This window comes from Micromonospora sp. NPDC047670 (assembly GCF_043204915.1).
Classification (GTDB): Bacteria; Actinomycetota; Actinomycetes; order Mycobacteriales; family Micromonosporaceae; genus Micromonospora.
This window is the reverse complement of the sequence record NZ_JBIDDA010000013.1, coordinates 112,539-130,888: the sequence shown is the minus strand read 5'-3', so window position 1 is coordinate 130,888 and position 18,350 is coordinate 112,539. Positions and strand designations below refer to the sequence as shown.

Here is an 18,350-nt window from a genome sequence, read left to right as displayed (position 1 = left end):
CGCATCGTCAGTCTCGTCCCGTCGGGTCGTCGTGGTGGAGGAAGCGCCGCTGCGCGAGCACGAAGACGGCCAGCGCCGGCACCGTGGCCAGCACCGCGCCGGCCAGGAACACCGGGAAGTTCGTCGGGTCCAGCACCGACAGGGAGCGCAGCGCCAGCGGCAGGGTGAACAGGTCGCGGTCGTAGACGTAGACCAACGGGTCGAGGAAGTTCGACCAGGTGAGCACGAAGGTGAGCGCGGTGAGCCCGGCGGTGACCGGCCGGACCAGCGGGAGGGCGACCCGCCACCAGGTGCGCATCGGCGAGAGGTCCTCCACCAGGCAGGCGTCGTAGAGGTCCGCCGGCAGCGCCCGGAAGGCCAGGTAGTAGACCAGGACGTAGAGCGGCGAGGTGCCCAGCAACGCCGGGGCGATCAACGGCACCAGGGTATCGGTCAGGCCGAGCATCCGGAAGATCGCGAACCGCGGCACCAGCAGCGCCGTGGCCGGCACCATCAGGGCCACCAGGGAGGCCGCCACGACGACGCCGGTGGTGCGCGGGGCGAGTCGGGCCAGCGCGAAGCCGGCCAGGGCGGCGACGAGCACGCTCAGCGGCACCGCGACGACCGCGACCAGGACGGAGTTGAGCGAGGCGCGCAGCAGCCCGCCCAGCTCGACGGCCTGCTGGTAGCCGCTGGTCGACACCGGCTCCGGCACGAGCCGCGGCGTCGGCGGCGGGGGCAGCCCGGGCTCGGTGAGCGACCCGGAGACCAGCAGCACCAGCGGCGGGACGAAGACGAGCAGGACGAACGCCGCGCCGAGGGTGCGCCAGGCCCGGCCGGCCGCCTCGGGCAGCGGTGAGGGGCCGCTCGCGCGGCCCCTCACCCGGTTGTTGCCGATGCTCACCTGCCTCAGAGCGTGAGCTGCCAGGCGCCGAGGCCGTGCGAGGCGGCGTAGAGCACCCGCTTGCCCGGCACGACGGTGAGCCCGGCGACCTCGACGTTGGGCATGCCGCGGGCCGCCTTCACCCAGGTGGTGCTGCCCTTGGCCAGCCGCAGGACACCGAAGTCGGTGGCCGCGTAGAGGTCACCGGTGACATCGTCGCGGACCAGGTCGGTGATCGGCTGGTCGCCGAAGTCGTACGAGCGGTCGGCCCAGGTCGCGCCGGCGCCGGCCAGCTTCACCTCGAACGCGTGCCCGACGGTGGCCGGGGTGTTCGAGTTGAACCCGCTGTAGGAGATCCACGTCCGGGTCGGGTCGGCCGGGTCGACGTGGATGCTGGTGACGAAGCGGTTGGGCGTGGCGGCGGTGTCGATCCGCGTCCAGGTGACCGCGGAGGCCGGCTCGGCGTCGACGTTGCGGGACACGAACACCCGGCCGGTGCTGGTGGCCGCGTACGCGGTGGACGAGTCGGTGGCGACCCGCTGGACCACCGAGACGGCGCCGCCGGCCCGGTCGCCCCAGGCGGCGTCGGTCAGGTTGACCGTGCCCAGCGGCGCGAAGTCGCCGCACTGCGCCTCGAAGGTGCCGGTCCAGGTGTTGCAGATCCGGTCGGCCTCCGCGAGGCTCCGGTCGCCCAGGCCGAACGTCTTGGTCCGGTAGACGGTGCGGGACGTGCCGGCGAAGATCGTGCCACTGACCTTCGGGTCGCTGACGACCGGGGCGTAGAACAGGGTGCCCGGGTGCCCGAAGATCGGGTCGGAGACCGAGATCCAGCTGCCCACGTCGCCGTTGTTGAAGTTCACCTCGGGCGAGGCGTCGTAGAAGGTGTGGAAGCGGAACTCCGGCCTGCCGACGTCGAAGCCGGACGCGCCGCCGTCACCGATCATCGTGTTGACCCAGCGCTTGCGCTGGCCCTTGTTCTCCCAGGTGCCGTTGTCCTGGGTGCCGCCCTGCAGCAGGGTGTGGTCGTGCGGGCTGGCCGTCAGGCTGATGAACTGCAGGGTGTTCATGCCCTTGTTGATGCCGTCCAGCTTCGACGGGATCCGCGAGAGCATCTGCTTGCAGCGGGCCTTCTGCGCGTCGGTGGTGAGGTTGCGGGCCGGGTTGTCGCACCACGCCGACCGGTCCACGAACTGGCCGCTGGAGCGCATCACGCCGCCGTCGTTGGCCTCGAAGAACTGGTACGGGTTGCGCGGGTTGGTGACGAGCGCGTGCTGGTCGGGGTGCAGGCCGTTGGGGTGCAGCTCGTCGGTGCCGTCGTAGGTCATGTCGGTGCCGCTGACGCCGGCGTCGGTGGAGAGCACCACCGCCCGCTTGTGGGCGACGGTCTCGCCGTAGACGTAGGAGCCACCGGTGTAGACGATGTCCGGGTGCCCGGCCGGGGTGTGCACGAACACGTCGTACCAGCACTGGCCGGTGCACTGGTTGTAGGTGGCGTAGCCCGGGTCGGCCGGGTTCGCGCTGGTCAGGTCGGTGAAGCTGGGGGCGCCGCCGGCCACGTCGTCGCTTCGGGACAGCCGCGAGTACGGGTTGCCGAGGTTGCCCTCGTAGACGTACATCCGGGTCTTGCCGTTCGGCAGGGCGGTCACGTCGATCGCGGCGCGGGTCTGGAAGACCGCCGGGTTCAGCGACGGCTTGATCTGGGTCCAGGTGGCACCGGCGTCCGCCGAGCGCCACACGCCCCGGGCGTACGAGGAGGCGTAGACGACGTTCGCGTCGCGCGGGTCGAGCTTGACGTAGCGCACGCCGCGCGGCGAGCAGGCGGCGGTGTTGCCGTACTCCGCGGCGCTGCCGGTGCACTGGGTCGCGTCGGCCGAGCCGTTGTGGATGAACTTCCAGCTCGCGCCGCCGTCGGTGGACTTGTAGAGGCCCCACTTCTCGGCGTCGGGCACCGGCCGGGTGACCCCGGTGCAGCAGGAGCTGGACATGCCGCGCAGGGCGGTGGTGGTGGCGACGTAGAGCGTCTTCGGGTCGCCGGGCTTGATGGTGATCTCACCGATGCCCTTGCCGGCCAGGGCGTCCTTGCCCAGCGGGCCCTTCCAGGTGACCCCGCCGTTGGCGGACTTGTAGAGGCCGACGCCGGCGACGCAGCCGGAGGCGCAGGTGTTCGCCTCGCCGGTGCCCACGTAGATGGTCAGGCCGGTCCTGTCGTTACGGTCGATCTTGACCGACCCGGCCGCGTTGATGCCGAGCGGGCCGCCGAGGTAGAACCACCTGGGTTCCGGCGCGAGGACGTTCAGGGTGCCCCAGACGCCGCCGCCGGCCGGCGTGACGTACGCCCGGCAGAGCAGGGCGTTGCAGTCCGGCGCGATGTCGATGGACGTGACCCGACCACCCGCGACGTACGCGTTCGGCACGTAGTTGTAGGCGTTGCGGAACTCGGTGAACGGGTAGAGGGCCTCGCTCGGGCCGACGTTGGTCCACCCGCGGCTGCCGCCGGCGCGCCGCTCCGCGGCCGAGTACGCCGCCTTCGACCGGTCCATCTGGGCGATGCTGATCGTGCTGGCCGGGTACGCGCGCTCCAGGAACTCCTGCTGCGCGGCGTTGCCCGGGCCGTCCGGCGACATGCCGTCGTTGCCCGGCACGGCCTGGCGCAGCCGTTCCATGTGGGCGCCGAGCGCGCCCGGCATCTCCCCGTCACCGGCCGCGGCCGCGGGAGCCGGCACCTGGGCGCCGGCGAAGTGGATTCCTACGAGACCGGTCGATGCCACCAGGACACCGACCGCCAGTCCCACGAGCAGGTGGCGACGTCTGCGCTTCACGAGGGTCCCTCCGGCGGATAGGGGCCGCCGGACGGGCCTCCGGATTGGCGACCGTCACTGGCAGCGTCCATGCTGGAGAATGGCAGAGCGCACCGGCGCGGGCAATCCCCCGCATGGACCGGGATCAACGTATGGTTGCATCCGCATGGAACGGGTAGTGCGGCACCATGCCAGCGCGTTACGAGAACTATCCGAGAATCGCCATCGTCACCGGCGCCGACTCCGGCATCGGCAGGGCCTGCGCCGTGGCGCTCGCCGAGGCCGGCTTCGACGTCGGCATCACCTGGCACCGCGACGCGGACGGGGCCGCGCGGACCGCCGCCGAGGTCCGCGCCGCCGGCCGGCGCTGCGAGGTCGCCGAGTTGGACCTGACCCGCCTGCCGGGGGCCGACGCGGTCGTCGACGAGCTGGCCGACCGGCTCGGCGGCATCGGGGTACTGGTCAACAACGCCGGCACCGGGGCGTCCACGCCGTTCGTGGACACCGGCTGGGAGCAGTGGCGCGAGGTGCTCTCCGTCGACCTCGACGGCCCGTTCCTGTGCGGGCAGCGGGCCGCCCGGCGGATGCGGGCCGCCGGGCTCGGCGGCCGGATCGTCAACATCACCAGCGTGCACGAGCACGCGCCCCGGGTCGGTTCGGCCGCGTACTGCGCCGCGAAAGGCGGGCTCGGGCTGCTGACGAAGGTGATGGCACAGGAGCTCGCGGCGGACGGGATCACCGTGAACGCGGTCGCGCCGGGCGAGATCGCCACCCCGATGACCGGCCAGGAGGACGTCGACCCGTTCACCCGGGAGCGGCCCGGGGTGCCCGTCGGGCGGCCGGGCGACGCACGGGAGGTGGCCGCCGTGGTGGCGCTGCTCGCCTCGCCCGCCGCCGCCTACGTCACCGGCGCGTCCTGGCCGGTCGACGGCGGCATGCTGATGATGGGGCCGCAGGCCAACGCGCTCACCTCCCACGACTGGCGGTCGGTCCGGGGATGACGTGACAGCCTCCGCGGACGGGCCGCGCCCGGACGGCACCGTCCGCGAGGGGCCGGGTGTGCGGCACGCCGCCACCCCGCGGCGGGTCGTCGCGCATGCCTCGGTGGCCGCCGCCGGGACCGTCCAGTGTCGAAAGCTTTAGTAGGGTCTCCCCGGCTAGATCAATTGGACGGGGAGACGCCGGTGCGGACAGTCAGCAGGAGAACATTCGGAAAGCTCGTCGGCGCGGCCGGCGCCGGGGCCGCCGGCGCCGGCACGCTGCTCGGAACGCCGGCGCACGCGGCGGACGGGTGGGTCGCCACCGGCACCGCGGTGGCCGCGCTGAGCGGCTTCGACGACACGATGAAGTCGTTCATGCAGGCGCGGGGCGTCAGCGCCGGGCAGCTCGCGGTGACGTACAACGGCCGGCTCGTGTTGGCCCGCGGCTACGGCAACAACTCGGCGGAGACGATCCAGCCGACGTCGTTGTTCCGGATCGCCAGCCTCAGCAAGTCGCTCACCGCGGCGGCGGTGCTCCGGCTGGCGCAGGACGGCCTGGTCGGCCTCGACGATCCGGTGACCTCGGTGCTGGACTTCATTCCGCCGACCGGCCAGTCGGTCGACCCGAGGCTGCCGCAGGTGACCCTGCGGCGGCTGCTGCAGCACCTCGGCGGCTGGGACCGCGATCTCGCATTCGATCCCCTGCACGGCCGGGACCATGTCATCGCGCAGGCGCTGGGCGTGCCGCTGGAGCTGCGCAAGGACGACATCCAGCGGTACATGGCCGGCCAGCCGCTGCAACACGACCCCGGCAGCACCGTGGCCTACAGCAACTACGGCTACTTCCTCGCCGGCCGGGTCGTCGAGAAGGTCACCGGCATGTCCTACGAGGCGTACGTCAAGCAGAAGCTCCTCGCGCCGTTGGGCATCACCCGGATGGCCCACGGGAAGGCCCTGACGCGGCTCGCCGGCGAGGTCGGCTACCGGTCGCAGTACACCGGGCGCACCGTGCTGGACGACTCGGGCACCATCGTGCCGGCCCCGTACGGCACCTTCAGCATGAGCCTGCGCGACGCCAACGGCGGGTGGGTCGCCTCGGCGGTCGACATGGTCCGCTGGGCCACCATGCTCGACGGCGCCAGCGGCGTGCTCGACAGCGCCTCGCTGGCGAAGGTCACCGCGGTGCCGGCGACCGGGGTGAACAGCAGCGGCTGGTACTACGGCCTGGGTTGGGCGGTACGCCCCTTCACCACCAGCACCGGGACGAAGCACAACGTCTGGCACACCGGCAGCCTGGCCGGCACCTACACCCTGCTGGTCAAGAGCTACCAGGGCATGAGCTGGGCGGCGCTGTTCAACCAGCGCGACGACCCCTCCGGCCTCTCCTACGGCGACATCGACAGCGCGCTGTGGACCGCCTCCCGCCAGGTGACCAGCTGGCCGACGCACAACCTCTGGTCGACGTACTTCACCCCGTGGAGTGCGGTGGTGGACAACACCACGGCCGGGCGCTTCACCGCCAGCACCAACTGGACCGTCTCGTCCAGCCTCGCCGGCCGGTACGGCACCAACTACCGCCGGGCCGCCCCGGTCGCCGCCAGCGACGTCGCCTGGTACAAGGTCGACGTGCCCGAGACCGGCACCTACCGGGTCGAGGTCTGGTACCCGGCGTCCACCGGCAACAGCGCCGCCACCCCGTACATCGTGGCCACCTCGACGGGCAACAAGACCGTACACGTCGACCAGCGGAGCAACGGCGGGAAGTGGCGCTCCCTGGGCACCTTCACCCTCGTCAAGGGCGACGGCAACAAGGTCGGGGTGAGCCGGTGGACCTCGGGCACCGGCCACGTGGTCGCGGACGCCGTACGCGTCACCCGGGTCTGAGCACCGCCGCCGGGCGACCGGCGCGGGTCGGCCGACGGGACGCGACCGGCAACTCCTGGCACGCCGCGCGCACCCGCGTGGGCCCGCCCTCAGGCGGGCCCGCGCGAGCCCTCGGCCCCGTGTCGAGGCCTGCGGCGTCTCGACCACCGCCACGCGGGACAATGGAGATCCGCCCGCGCCCCGCCGGCGGGAGTCCGGTCGGCAGGAGGACGGTCAGCGTGTCGGAAACACCCCGGGCGGCGTCGTCGACGCACGAGCTGCGCGCCGACTGCGCCCGGTGCTTCGGGCTGTGCTGCGTCGCGCCCGCCTTCTCCGCGTCGGCGGACTTCGCCATCGACAAGCCCGCCGGGCGGCCCTGCCCGAACCTGCGGGCCGACTCGCGCTGCGGCATCCACGCCGACCTGCGCGAGCGGGGCTTCCCCGGCTGCACCGTCTTCGACTGCTTCGGCGCCGGGCAGCGGGTGGCGCAGCACACCTTCGGCGGGCGGGACTGGCGCGGGGCGCCGGAGACCGCGGCACTCATGTTCGACACGTTCGCGGCGATGCGGCCGCTGCACGAGCTGCTCTGGTACCTGACCGAGGCGCTCGCGCTGCGCCCGCCGCAGCCGCTGCGCGACGAGCTGTCCGGCGCGCTCGCCGAGACCGAACGACTGACCCGGGAGCCCCCGCAGACGCTGCTGGCGCTCGACGTGGACGCCTACCGGGGACGGGTCAACCCGCTGCTGTCCCGCGCCGGTGACGCGGCGCGGGCCCGGGGCGGCCGGGCCGGCGCGGACCGGCGGGGCGCCCAGCTGTTCGGCGCAGATCTGCGCCGGGCCGACCTGCGGCGCGCGAACCTGCGCGGGGCGTTGCTGATCGGGGCCGACCTGCGCGGTGTCGACCTCGGCCTGGCCGACCTCACCGGGGCCGACCTGCGCGGGGCGGACCTGCGCGGGGCGGACCTGTCCGGCAGCCTGTTCCTGCACCAGTCGCAGCTCGACGCGGCCCGCGGCGACCGGCACACCACCCTGCCGCCCGGCCGGACGCGCCCCGGGCACTGGTCGGCGCTGTCGCTCACCCCGGTGCGGCCCGGCCGCCGGGGCACACCGGCCGCCCGCGCCCGCCGGCACCGGTGACGGCGGGCGACGGCGGCGGGCGGTCCGGCACCGCCGTCCGGTGACCGTCGGTCGGGCCCGTCGCCCGCCCTTCGGCGCTCAGCCGGCCGCCTCGCGGTAGCCCGCGTACACCGGGCAGGTCGCGCACCGGGAGCGGTCGCAGAGTCGGCACAGCCGGGCCAGGCTCCGCTCGTCGCGGACCTCGCGGCGCAGCAGGCTGCCCGCGACGTCGGCCAACTGTCCGCGCTGCTCGTCCGTGAGCGGCTCCAGCATCCGCGTCAGCACCGCCTGTCGGGCGCGCAGGACCTGCTCGGCCGCCTCCGTCCCGTCCGGGGTCAGGTGCAGCGCGCGGCTGCGGGCGTCGGCCCCGCCGCGCCGCTCCAACCAGCCCTGCCCGATCAGGCGACGCACCAGGTGGGCCGCGCCGGGTTGGGTCAGGCCGAGCACCTGGCCCAGCCACTCGGCCGTCACCCCGGGCTGGTCCTTGAGCACGACGAGCGCCTCGGCCAGCGCGCCGGTGGACCCGGCGGGGCCCGCCACGGCGGCACGCATGCGGGACCCCACGAGCAGCGCGAGCGCCCCGAGCAGGTTGGGCGCGTCCTCCGCGGGTAGATTCATAAGTTATGAATCTACCGGGTCGGGCGGTCCTCGTCATCGCGTTGATCAACCTGGCCCAGCTACCGGTGGCGATGCGCCAGCTCCTCATCGTGCTCCTGGGCCACCACAACACCGGCAGCTTCGCGGTCGCCGGGGTGGCCAGCGGCGCGTGCGGGCTCGGGCTGGCGCTCACCGCTCCCTGCTACGGGCGGCTGCTGGCCCGGCTCGGCGACCGGCCCGTGCTCCTCGCGTGCGGCGCCGCGCACCTCGCGGCGCTGCTCGGACTCGCGTTCGTCACCGACCCTGCCGCCTACGTCGTCCTCGCCGCCGGGGCCGGCCTCGCCACGCCGCCCGCGCTCAGCAGCGGCCGTGCCCTGCTGCCAACCCTCGTGCCGGCTCCCGCGCTCACCCGCGCGTACGCGCTCAACGCCGTCGGCCTGGAGCTGCTCTACGTGGGCGGCCCGCTCGCGGTTACGGCCAGCCTGCTGGTGACCGGGCCGGCCGGCGCGCTCCTCGGCTTCGCCGCCGTCGGGACCGCCGCCCTGGTCGGGCACGCCCTGAGCGTCCCCCGGCGCGCCACCCGCCCGACCGCCGCCCGGGAGCCGGGGCGGACGCCCGCCCGCAGCACCCTGCGCACCCTCATCGCGGCGCAGGTCGGCTACATGACCTGCATGGGAGCGATGTGGGTACTGGTGCCGGCCTTCGCCAGCGGCGCCGGGAACCCCGACCAGGCGGGGCTGCTGATCACCGCCTGGTCGGCGGGCAGCCTCGCCGGCGGTCTGCTGCTCGTCGGTCGGGGCCGACCCGGCAGCCCGGGTGGCAGCTACCTGGCCCTGCTCGCCACCCTGGCGGTCACGTCGACGGCGCTGCTCCTGCCCCGGACCGTGCCGCAGATGGCCGTCGCCCTGGCGATCTTCGGGCTCGCGCTCGCCCCGTGGCTCGCCGTCACCGACGAGCTGGTCGCGCGCGCGAGCCCGGCGGGACACACCGCCGAGGCGTACGGCTGGTTGCAGACCGCCGGGCAGCTCGGCATCGCCGTCGGCTCCACCGCCGGCGGCGCGGTCAACGACCGCGCCGGCAACACCGCGGCCTTCCTGGTCGTGTCGGTGTCCCTCGCGCTGGCCCTCGCCGTCGCGGTGTCGCGGCGGCGGTTCCTGCGGCCGCCCGACCCGCCGGTCGCCGAGGCGGCCCGCGGCGGGGGCCGCGCCCCCGGTGACGACGTTTCGTCCCGCCGCGCCCGGGAAGGCCCACGGGCGGACGGCAACGGCGAGCAGGGAGGCGACCGTGGGGTACCGAGCGCGCGACGGTGAGCTGCCGGTCGACCCGGCGCACGCCGAGGACGAGGCCGGCCAGGCCCGGCTGGTCCAGGTCGAGGCGGACACGGACGTCCCGGCGCCGGACGACACGACGACGAAGCCCGACATCGTCACCGAGGACGACGGGTCCGGCGTGGCGGGCGGGGCGTCGGGCACCTCCAGCGGCGGGTCCGGCATGCCGGGGCACCCGGACGCGGCGCGGTGAGCCCGCCGACGCGTTTGCGGGCCCGTCCCGGGGGCAGGAGAGCGGCATGACCGATCAGAACCGTACCGACCGGGCCGCCACCGACGAGCCGGACGGCGCCACCGCCATGCAGGCGTCGCTGCGGCCGCCGGGCGAGTCCCTGCACAGCACCGACGACACCGGCGACGACTTCGCGGACCTGCCGGCCGAGGACCGACGGTCGGCTCGGGAGGTCAGCCGCGCCGGCTACGACGTGGAGGCCGTCTCCGGCACCACCGACCCGAGCCGGACCGAGTGACCTGACCGGCCGCCCGGCGACCGGTCAGCGACCGGCGGGCACCGCCGAGCGGGCCTCGGTCATGCCACGGTTGGCCAGCGCGTCGGCGCGCTCGTTCTCCGGGTGGCCGTTGTGCCCCTTCACCCACAGCCAGGTGACCTGGTGCCGGGCGCACGCCGCCTCCAGCCGTTGCCACAGGTCGGCGTTCTTGACCGGCTGCTTGGCGGCGGTCCGCCAGCCGTTGCGCTTCCACGAGGCCAGCCAGCTCGTGATGCCGTTGCGCACGTACGTGCTGTCGGTGTGCAGCTCGACCGTGACCGGCCGGGTCAGGCTCTCCAGGGCCTGGATGGCCGCCATCAGCTCCATCCGGTTGTTGGTGGTCGGGGTCGCCTCGCCGCCGCACAGCTCCCGCTCGTGCGCGCCGTAGCGCAGCACCACGCCCCAACCGCCGGGGCCGGGGTTGCCGCTGCACGCCCCGTCGGTCCAGATCTGCACGACCCTGCCGGCCGTCTCGTCCACCATGTCGGCAACCTACCGAATCCACGCCGCCTCCCCCGCCGTCGGGTCGCCGGCGCCGGCGCTTGATCAACTCTCCGTCGAGGCCGCCCTGCCGGAGGGCGGGGACGCGGTCACGGGCCGAGGCGGCTCAGCCGTCGGCGTCGGCCCGGTCGCCGACCACCGGCGGCGGGACCGTCCACGCCGCCGACCGCCGGGTCGAACCGAGGCGGCCCCGGAGCCGGGCGGCGGCGTCGCCCGCGGTGGCGGCGACCATCGGCCGCAGCCGGGTCGAGCCCATCAGCGCCAGCTCCTCCGCCGGGGTGGTCGCGCCGTCGAGGAAGCGCAGCACCCGCTCGGCGGGGTTGCGGTCGAAGAGCCGGTCGAAGAACTCCGGCCCGCCGACGCCGCCGGTGGCCAGCGCGCGTAGCGCCACCGCGTCCATCCAGCGGTGACGGCGGGGATACGCGGGCGCGGGCACCGGCGGGCGGCCGGCGGCCAGCGCGGCGGCCACCTGCTCGGCCTGCCGTCGCATGGCGGCGAACGTGAAGCCGGTGGAGGGTCGGGTGGCGCCGCCCGCCGTGCCCAGGCGGACCACCCGGGGCGAGGGGCGCGGCTCGAACGGGCCGTCGGTCATCGGGATCACCCCGTTCTCCACCTCCCGCACCCGCAGCCCGGCCGGGTCGAGGCCGAGCAGGTCCCGGTACCCGGTTAGCGCGCCGTCGTACCCGGCGTCGGTGAGCAGGTCCGGGCCGAACTCCGTGTACTCCACCAGGGCGTACCGGTCGCTCACCGGCAGTACGTAGCCGAACGACACCCCCCGGGCCGGCTGCGGGGTGCGGAAGTCCATCAGGACGGCCCGGGCGGGGTCGAACACCGGCGCGTCGGACTCCAGCCACCAGCCCCGGAAGTGCTGGAGCCAGTTGGTGCGGCCGGGCCGGCGGGGCGGCCGGGGACGGGAGTCCAGCACCCAGGACGCGCGCACCGCCGGACCGTCGCCGCCGACGCGTACGGTGACCTGCCCGCCGTCGTCGTGCAGGGCGGCGACGGGCGCGACGATCCGTCGCACGCCGAGCCGCCGCTCGGCCTCGGCAGCCCGGTCGTAGACCGGGCCCGAGCGCAGCATGGCGTACCGCAGGGGGGCGAGGTCGAGGACGCGGCGGCCGGCGGGCGTCGCCACCTCGACCTGCCGCCAGCTCGCCGCCAGCAGCGGGTCCAGGTCGTTGCCGGGATGGTCCCAGAACGCCCAGGTCCGGTCCTGACCGCGCCGGTGCACCGGGTCCACGACGGCGATTCGCAGGTCGCGCACGCCGTGCCGGTCCAGGGCGGCGAGGAGCAGCGAGGCGGCGCCGCCGCCCCCCGCCAGCGCCAGGTCGACGTCCAGCGGTGCGGAGGTGTTCACGCCGACCACGCTGCCACACCGACCCCGGTGGCCGGCCACCGACCGGCCGGGCCGACGCTCGCGGGCACCCGTCGCCGCTCGGCGACGGTAGGGTGCCGACGGTCGTGCGCCGGGGCGACCGCGGCCCTCGGCTCGTCTACTGTGCAGCCATGACGCACACCGACCCCGACCTGGCCATCGCCGCGGCGGAGGCCGGCGCGGCCGTCGTACGGGCCCGTTACGGCGACGCGCTGGACCGGTTCGACAAGGCCCCCGGCGACTTCGCCACCGTCGCCGACCTGGAGTCGGAGCAGGCCATCCTCGACGTGCTGCGGGGCGCGCGGCCGGACGACGCCGTCCTCGGGGAGGAGAGCGGGCACACCGGCTCCCGCTCGGCCGACCGGACCTGGCTGGTCGACCCGCTCTGCGGCACGCTGAACTACGCCGCGCGGACCCCGCTGGTCGCGGTGAACGTGGCGTTGCGCACCGGCGCGGGGATCACGGCCGCGGCGGCCGCCGACCCGCTCGCGGGGGAGCTGTTCTGGGCCGGGGACGGCCGGGCGCACGTGCGGCGCGACGGCGTCGACGAGCCCCTGCTGCCGTCGGGGCGGTCGCGGCTGGTGGACGTCGACCTCGACCCGCCGTTCCCGAACGCCCCCACGTTCGACGCGCTGCGGCTGCTCGCGGATCCGGAGTTCACCGCGCGGTTCCGGCCCCGGGTGCTGTCCACGACGCTGGCCCTGGCCTGGGTGGCCGCCGGTCGGCGGGCCGCGTACGTCACCGACCGCGACGTCCGGGACAGCGTGCACTTCGCCAGCGGCATCGCCCTGTGCCAGGCCGCCGGGTGCGTGGTCACCGGTCTGCGGGGGCAGCCCCTGCACAGCGGCGTCGGCGGGCTGCTCGCGGCGGCGGACGCGGAGACGCACGCCGCCCTGCTCGCCGCCGTCGAGAGGCAGTTCCGGGCGGCTCCGGAGCGGGCGACGGCGCAGCCCTGAGCTCAGCGCTCCGGCGCTTGCTTGCGGAAGACGACCAGCCGGCGCAGCGGACCGGACTCGACGTCCGGGTCGTCGAAGTCGTCGGCCGGGTCGGTGGTCATGCCCAGGCGGCGCATGACCGCCTGGGAGCGCACGTTCGTCGCCGTGGTGATCGCCAGGATCTCCGGCAGGCCGACGGTGTCGAAGCCGTACCGCAGGACGGCGCGGGCCGCCTCCGTGGCGTAGCCGTGGCCCCACGCGGAGCGGGCGAGCCGCCAGCCGGCCTCCACCCCGCTGACCGGGAGCCCGTCGTCGACCCGGTCGAGGCCCGCGAAGCCGATGAACCGGCCGTCGTCGCGGACCTCGACGGCCCAGAAGCCGTAGCCGAGCCGGTCGATGGCCGCCTGGAACGACCGCACCGAGGCGGCGGCCTGCTCGGCGGTGAGCAGCGGTCCGAGGTGCTCGCGTACCTCGGGGTCGGCGTTCATCCCGGCCCAGGGCGCGAGGTCGGACTCCCGCCAGCTTCGCAGCAGCAGCCGCTCGGTCTTGATCTCCGTCACCGCGCGAACCTAACCGCCGGGCCGGGGCGGGACACCCGAGTTTCCGGTCGCACGTGCCGCAGGGGCAGGTGCTGGGGATGGCCGGCACCGCCGGCCCGGCCGGCGCAAGCGTCGCGACCGGGTCGCGGCGGCGGCTACCGGCCCGTACGGGGCCGGCACGGCCGCGACCCGCCCCGTCCACGCATCGTCCACGAGACGGGCCGAGACCGCCCAGCCCCGACAGCCCGGCCCCGGACGACATCGACCCGGCCAACCCTCGCGGCCGGGCCGTGCCGGCATTTCCGCTGCTTGCTCCGCCTCCGGGGCGGACACGTGACGGCAACGAGGAATTCTCATTTTCACCGGATCGGGGGCCCAACCCGCCTAGGGTTGGTCACACCGGTGCTAGTCACGGAGTTGGCCACCCGAGCGACGTCCCACGCAGTCAGCGGACGAAAAGTGAGGGAAGACGCGTATGAAGGTCAAGACAGTTCTCGTATCGGCGGCGGTCGGCGTGGGTCTGGGCACGCTCCTGCTGCCGGGCGCCGCGCTGGCCGACACGGTCGTATCACCGGCCACCACCCCGGTGGGCGGAACGGTCGTGCTCACCGCGACCACCTGCAACCCGAAGTCCGGCGACGCGATCTTCCGCGTCACCGGGCCGAACCGCGACCAGAACGTCCGGTCCACCACCGCGGCGGCCGGCGGCGGCCTGAGCGCCGAACTCTTCACCGCCGGCTTCACCCTGGGCACCTACACGGTGACCGCGACCTGCGGCGACGGCAGCGCGGCCGGCAGCGCGACGTTCACCGTCACCCCGATCGGCGGCGCGCAGGCCGGCGGCCGCGACAGCACCGACGGGACCGGGGCGCTCGCCGCCGGCGGCGTCCTGCTCGGCTCCGCCGCCGGGGGCGCGCTGATCCTGGCCCGCCGCCGACGCCACATGGCCGCGGCCACGCTCTGACCGACGGCCCGCGCCGTCCATCCCTGCAACGGGTGCCCGCACCGGCGAACGCCGGGGCGGGCACCCGGGCGAACGCGTACGGAGGTGGGAACGTGTCCTGGCGCAGGCCCGGATGGGCGGTCACGGTGGTCGCCCTGCTCGGCACGACCGGGCTCGCCCTGGTCGTCGGCGGGCTGGCGACGACCCCGCCGAGCCCGCCCCGGCCCGGGGCCGCCGCGCCGGCCGGTGACCGCTCCGCGCCGCCGGTGCCGCCGCTGGGCCGGGCCGAGCCGGTCGACGTGCGGATCCCGGCGATCGACGTACGGGCTCCGATCGTCGCGGTGGGCGCCGACGCCGAGGGCCGCCTGGAGGTGCCGCCGCTGGACCGGCCCACCCTCGCCGGCTGGTACCGGCACGGCGTCACCCCCGGCGAGACCGGCAACGCGGTGATCGTCGGCCACGTCGACTCGGCCGCCGGGCCGGCCGTCTTCTTCGACCTCGGTCGGCTGCGGGCCGGCGACACCGTGCGGATCACCCGCGCCGACGCCAGCGTCGCGACCTTCGCCGTCGACGGCGTCGCGTCGTACCCGAAGGACCGCTTCCCCACCGACCTGGTCTACGGGCCCAGCGGCACGGCGGGGCTGCGCCTGATCACCTGCGGCGGCCGGTTCGACCGTGGCGCCGGCGGCTACGTGGACAACGTCGTCGTCTTCGCCACCCGGGTGCCCTGACACCGGACCGGACGGCTCCGAGTACGGTGTCCGCGCGGGTGCCGGGCGACGCGGAGGTGGACGGGTGGCTCAGCGGGTGAGGCGGCGGCTGCGCCTGTCGGCCGTGTTCGACCGGCTGCTCGGCCGACCGGTGCCCGGGCAGCGCGAGCGGGAAGCCCGACCGTCCAATCCCGACGCGGTGGTCGACTGCGCCGTCTACGTCGACGGACGGCGCGAGCCGGGCCGCCCGCACTACGCCGACGCGTACGCCCGCAGCCGCCGCGCCCGCGGCGCCTTCGTCTGGCTGGGTCTGCACGACCCGGGCCCGGCGGTGATGGCGGCCGTCGGCCGCACCTTCGGGCTGGACGACCTCACCGTCGAGCAGGCGCTCGCCGACGGCCACCGCCCCACGGTGCGGCGTGACGGCGACGTGACGCTGCTCGTGCTGCGCACCGCCGGATACGTCGAGCACGCCGAGCTGACCGACACCTCGGAGGTCATCGACACCGGCGACGTCATGGTGCTGCTCGGCGACCGCTTCGTCATCACCGTGCGGCACGGCGCCGCCGGCGCGCTCACCCCGGTCCGCGCCGACATCGAACGCCGCCCGGCGGTGCTCGCCGAGGGTCCGTGGGCGGTGGCGTACGCGGTCTGCAGCCGGATGGTCGACCTCTACCTGGAGGTCGCCGGGCACGTCGAGCGAGACCTGGAACGGGTCGAGGAGACGGTGTTCGCCCGCGACCGCTCCGCCGACATCCAGCACATCTACCAGCTCAAGCGGGAAGTGGTCGAGTTCAAGCGGGCGGTGCAGCCGCTGCAGGCGCCGCTACGGTCACTGCTCGACCAGCGGCCCGACGGCCCGCCGCGCGGCCTGCGGCGGTGGTTCGTCGACGTGGATGCCCGGCTCACCCGGGCGGTGGACCGGGTCGCCGCCTACGACGACCTGCTCAACTCGATCCTGCAGTCCCGGCTGGCGCAGCTCGCCGTGGACCAGAACAACGACATGCGCAAGATCGCCGCATGGGCCGCGATCGCCGCCACCCAGACCGGGATCGCCGGGGTGTACGGCATGAACTTCGCCAACATGCCCGAGTTGGGCTGGCGCTACGGCTACCCCGCCGCGCTCGGCCTGATGGCGCTGGTCGCGGTCACCCTGCACCGCCTCTTCCGCCGCTCGGGCTGGCTCTGACCGCGTCACCGCCACCGGCGGATCGCGCCCGCCGGTCGCTACCCTCTCCCCCGTGATGTGGCAGCGGTACGTGGCGATCGGCGACAGCACCACCGAGGGACTCGACGACCCCGACGGGGCCGGCGGCTACCGGGGCTGGGCCGACCGGTTCGCCCTCGCGGTGGCCCGCGCCCAGGGCGGGCTCGAGTACGCCAACCTGGCGATCCGCGGGCGCACCACCACCCGCATCCGGGCCGAGCAGCTCCAGCCCGCCCTCGACCTCGCCCCGGACCTCGCCACCGTGGTGGCCGGGATGAACGACGTGCTGCGCCCGTCCTTCGACGCCGACCGGGTGGCCGAGGACGTCGGCGCGATGCAGCGGGCGCTGGTCGGGCAGGGCGCGACGGTGTTGACCTTCACGCTGCCCGACCCGGTGCCGGTGATGCCGCTGGCCCGCCCGCTGCGCGGCCGGATGCTCGCGCTGAACGCCGCGCTGCGGGCGGTGACCGCCGAGACCGGGGCGACCCTGCTGGACCTCGGCGCCCACCCGGTCGCCTCGGACCCCCGGCTGTGGAGCGACGACCGGCTGCACGCCAACAGCGCCGGCCACGAGCGGATCGCCGCCGCGCTCGCGCACACCGTCGGCCTGCCGGGCACCGACGACGGCTGGACGCGCCCGCTGCAGACGGCGCCGCGCCGTCGTCGCCACGAGGTGCTCGGCGCCGAGCTTGCCTGGACCCGCCGGCACCTGCTGCCGTGGCTGGCCCGGCACGCGCGCGGGCGGTCCTCCGGCGACGACCGGGTCGCCAAGCGGCCGGTGCCGCTGCCGGTCGAGCTGTCCTGACGGCCGCGTCGCGCGGCCGACACCCTCGTCCGGGTGCCCGGCCGGGCCGCCGCCGCGATCACGGTACGGGCACGGCCCGACCCGCCGCACGCGCGGATTCGGCGGCAACCCGGCTGCGCTGCGCCCAGCGGGTGGTCGGGCCCATCGCCCAGGCCGCCGCGGCGTAGAGCGCGCCGAAGGCGAGCCAGCCGGCCGGGCCGCCGTCGACGACGAGCGTGGTGAGCAGCACCGGCCCGAGCATCCGGGCCAACGGCACGCCTGTGCCGAAGAAGCCCTGGTACTGCCCGTGCCGCCCGTCCGGCGCGAGGTCGAAGCTGAGCTGCCAGGCGCCGGCGCCGTGCGCCATCTCGGCGGCCACCTGCGCGGCCGCGCCGAGCAGGAGCACCGCGGCGGCCAGCCAGGGCCCGGTCGCGGCGGAGGAGGTCGCGAGGACCGCGCAGGCACCCACCATGAGCAGCCCGGCGCGGCGCAGCGCCCGGACCGCGCCGTCCGGGCCGGTGACCCCCCGCGCCACCCGGACCTGCCAGAGCAGCACCGCCACGGTGTTGAGCGCGAGCACCGCCGCCGCCAGCCAGGCCGGCGCCGCCGTCCGCCGGGCCACCCACAGCGGCAGGACCAGACTGAGCAGCGGCAGGTAGAGCATCATCACCGCGTTCAGGGCGGTCAGCAGCGCGTACGGGCGGTCGCGCAGCACGGCCAGCCGGGGGCCGGCGACGACCGGTCCGGCCGTCGGCCCAGCCTGCGGCAGCCGGGCGAGCAGGGCGGCGGCGACGCCGAACGCGACCACGTCCAACCCCAGCACGAGCCGGTACGCCGCGGCCGTCTGCGCGGCCAGCGCCAGGCCGCCCAGCGCCGCGCCGAGGGCGAGCCCGCCGTTGGCGACGGCCTGCAGCCGGGCGCGGACCTCGGTGCGGCGGGCCGGCTCCACCAGGTGGGCCAGGGCCGCCTGCCGGGCGGCGGCCAGCCCGGTCTGGCACGCGGCGTAGAGGCAGGCGACCAGGACGAAGGTGGTCGGCCGCCCGACGGCCAGGAACGCCGCCACCGAGGCGCCGGTGCCGGCGGCGAGCAGCACCGCCGTGCGGCGGGCGCCCCACCGGTCGGCGAGCTGCCCGGCCGGCACCCCGACGAGCACGCCGACCGCCCAGCCGAGGGTCAGGCCGAGGCCGACCTGGCCCGGCGACAGGCCCACCGGTCCGGTGAAGTACAGCGCCGAGGTGACGAGGAAGACGCCGTCGCCGACCGAGTTGGCCAGTTGGGCGCGGACCAGCGTCCGCGCCGGCGTGGGCGGAACCGCGGGCACGCCG

18 protein-coding genes are annotated in these 18,350 nt (G+C 75.4%); 11 read left to right on the top strand and 7 right to left on the bottom strand.

What is annotated here, in order from left to right; genetic code table 11:
- Positions 1-7 precede the first annotated feature (7 nt).
- Positions 8-862: a carbohydrate ABC transporter permease gene (locus ACGF7U_RS25845; protein WP_393110926.1), complete on the bottom strand. Its 855-nt coding sequence runs from the start codon at positions 860-862 to the stop codon at positions 8-10.
- A 26-nt stretch (positions 863-888) separates the two neighbouring features.
- Positions 889-3,681, bottom strand: a complete 2,793-nt coding sequence (locus ACGF7U_RS25840; protein WP_393110831.1) for an exo-alpha-sialidase — start codon at positions 3,679-3,681, stop codon at positions 889-891.
- Between the two features lie 167 nt (positions 3,682-3,848).
- On the opposite strand from ACGF7U_RS25840, the gene ACGF7U_RS25835 reads away from it, so the two are divergent.
- The 3 genes from ACGF7U_RS25835 to ACGF7U_RS25825 all read left to right on the top strand — a co-directional run bounded on the left by ACGF7U_RS25835 (position 3,849) and on the right by ACGF7U_RS25825 (position 7,639).
- Positions 3,849-4,661: an SDR family oxidoreductase gene (locus ACGF7U_RS25835; RefSeq protein WP_393110829.1), complete on the top strand. Its 813-nt coding sequence runs from the start codon at positions 3,849-3,851 to the stop codon at positions 4,659-4,661.
- Between the two features lie 183 nt (positions 4,662-4,844).
- Complete coding sequence (locus tag ACGF7U_RS25830; RefSeq protein WP_393110827.1) at positions 4,845-6,524, top strand: serine hydrolase; 1,680 nt, start codon at positions 4,845-4,847, stop codon at positions 6,522-6,524.
- Positions 6,525-6,742: 218 nt separating this feature from the next.
- Entirely contained in the window at positions 6,743-7,639 is an 897-nt protein-coding gene (locus tag ACGF7U_RS25825) for a pentapeptide repeat-containing protein (RefSeq protein WP_393110825.1), read from the top strand.
- 78 nt (positions 7,640-7,717) lie between these two features.
- Here the strand turns inward: ACGF7U_RS25825 and ACGF7U_RS25820 are convergent, their stop codons facing one another.
- The gene (locus ACGF7U_RS25820; protein ID WP_393110823.1) at positions 7,718-8,236 is read right to left on the bottom strand and encodes a MarR family winged helix-turn-helix transcriptional regulator; all 519 of its coding nucleotides are present in this window, start codon (positions 8,234-8,236) and stop codon (positions 7,718-7,720) included.
- A gap of 5 nt (positions 8,237-8,241) precedes the next feature.
- Between ACGF7U_RS25820 and ACGF7U_RS25815 the strand changes: the two genes are divergently transcribed.
- From ACGF7U_RS25815 to ACGF7U_RS25805, 3 genes are read left to right on the top strand one after another with little or no spacing between them, the layout of a single operon-like run.
- Entirely contained in the window at positions 8,242-9,525 is a 1,284-nt protein-coding gene (locus ACGF7U_RS25815; protein ID WP_393110821.1) for an MFS transporter, read from the top strand.
- Positions 9,500-9,736: a preprotein translocase YidC gene (locus tag ACGF7U_RS25810; RefSeq protein WP_393110819.1), complete on the top strand. Its 237-nt coding sequence runs from the start codon at positions 9,500-9,502 to the stop codon at positions 9,734-9,736. The genes ACGF7U_RS25815 and ACGF7U_RS25810 overlap by 26 nt, the downstream gene beginning before the upstream one ends.
- A 46-nt stretch (positions 9,737-9,782) precedes the next feature.
- Positions 9,783-10,013: a hypothetical protein gene (locus ACGF7U_RS25805; protein ID WP_393110817.1), complete on the top strand. Its 231-nt coding sequence runs from the start codon at positions 9,783-9,785 to the stop codon at positions 10,011-10,013.
- A gap of 24 nt (positions 10,014-10,037) precedes the next feature.
- On the opposite strand, the gene rnhA is transcribed toward ACGF7U_RS25805, so the two are convergent.
- Together rnhA and ACGF7U_RS25795 are read right to left on the bottom strand one after the other, a co-directional pair.
- A complete protein-coding gene (gene rnhA / locus ACGF7U_RS25800) occupies positions 10,038-10,514 on the bottom strand; it encodes a ribonuclease HI (RefSeq protein ID WP_393110815.1) in 477 nt (158 codons plus the stop codon).
- 124 nt (positions 10,515-10,638) lie between these two features.
- Positions 10,639-11,889: a lycopene cyclase family protein gene (locus ACGF7U_RS25795; RefSeq protein ID WP_393110813.1), complete on the bottom strand. Its 1,251-nt coding sequence runs from the start codon at positions 11,887-11,889 to the stop codon at positions 10,639-10,641.
- 149 nt (positions 11,890-12,038) lie between these two features.
- On the opposite strand from ACGF7U_RS25795, the gene ACGF7U_RS25790 reads away from it, so the two are divergent.
- Positions 12,039-12,863 carry an inositol monophosphatase family protein gene (locus tag ACGF7U_RS25790; RefSeq protein WP_393110811.1) on the top strand — a complete coding sequence of 275 codons (825 nt, stop codon included), beginning with the start codon at positions 12,039-12,041 and terminating at the stop codon, positions 12,861-12,863.
- 2 nt (positions 12,864-12,865) lie between these two features.
- Here ACGF7U_RS25790 and ACGF7U_RS25785 read toward each other — a convergent pair whose 3' ends face one another.
- Positions 12,866-13,402, bottom strand: a complete 537-nt coding sequence (locus tag ACGF7U_RS25785; RefSeq protein ID WP_393110809.1) for a GNAT family N-acetyltransferase — start codon at positions 13,400-13,402, stop codon at positions 12,866-12,868.
- Positions 13,403-13,856: 454 nt separating this feature from the next.
- Between ACGF7U_RS25785 and ACGF7U_RS25780 the strand changes: the two genes are divergently transcribed.
- The 4 genes from ACGF7U_RS25780 to ACGF7U_RS25765 all read left to right on the top strand — a co-directional run bounded on the left by ACGF7U_RS25780 (position 13,857) and on the right by ACGF7U_RS25765 (position 17,046).
- Complete coding sequence (locus ACGF7U_RS25780) at positions 13,857-14,345, top strand: hypothetical protein (RefSeq protein WP_393110807.1); 489 nt, start codon at positions 13,857-13,859, stop codon at positions 14,343-14,345.
- A 92-nt stretch (positions 14,346-14,437) separates the two neighbouring features.
- Positions 14,438-15,055 (top strand): class F sortase, encoded by a 618-nt coding sequence (locus tag ACGF7U_RS25775; RefSeq protein ID WP_393110805.1) that lies wholly within the window; start codon positions 14,438-14,440, stop codon positions 15,053-15,055.
- 64 nt (positions 15,056-15,119) lie between these two features.
- The gene (locus tag ACGF7U_RS25770) at positions 15,120-16,223 is read left to right on the top strand and encodes a magnesium and cobalt transport protein CorA (RefSeq protein WP_393110803.1); all 1,104 of its coding nucleotides are present in this window, start codon (positions 15,120-15,122) and stop codon (positions 16,221-16,223) included.
- Positions 16,224-16,278: 55 nt separating this feature from the next.
- The gene (locus ACGF7U_RS25765; RefSeq protein ID WP_393110924.1) at positions 16,279-17,046 is read left to right on the top strand and encodes an SGNH/GDSL hydrolase family protein; all 768 of its coding nucleotides are present in this window, start codon (positions 16,279-16,281) and stop codon (positions 17,044-17,046) included.
- A 58-nt stretch (positions 17,047-17,104) separates the two neighbouring features.
- On the opposite strand, the gene ACGF7U_RS25760 is transcribed toward ACGF7U_RS25765, so the two are convergent.
- Positions 17,105-18,346: an MFS transporter gene (locus ACGF7U_RS25760; RefSeq protein WP_393110801.1), complete on the bottom strand. Its 1,242-nt coding sequence runs from the start codon at positions 18,344-18,346 to the stop codon at positions 17,105-17,107.
- Positions 18,347-18,350 lie beyond the last annotated feature (4 nt).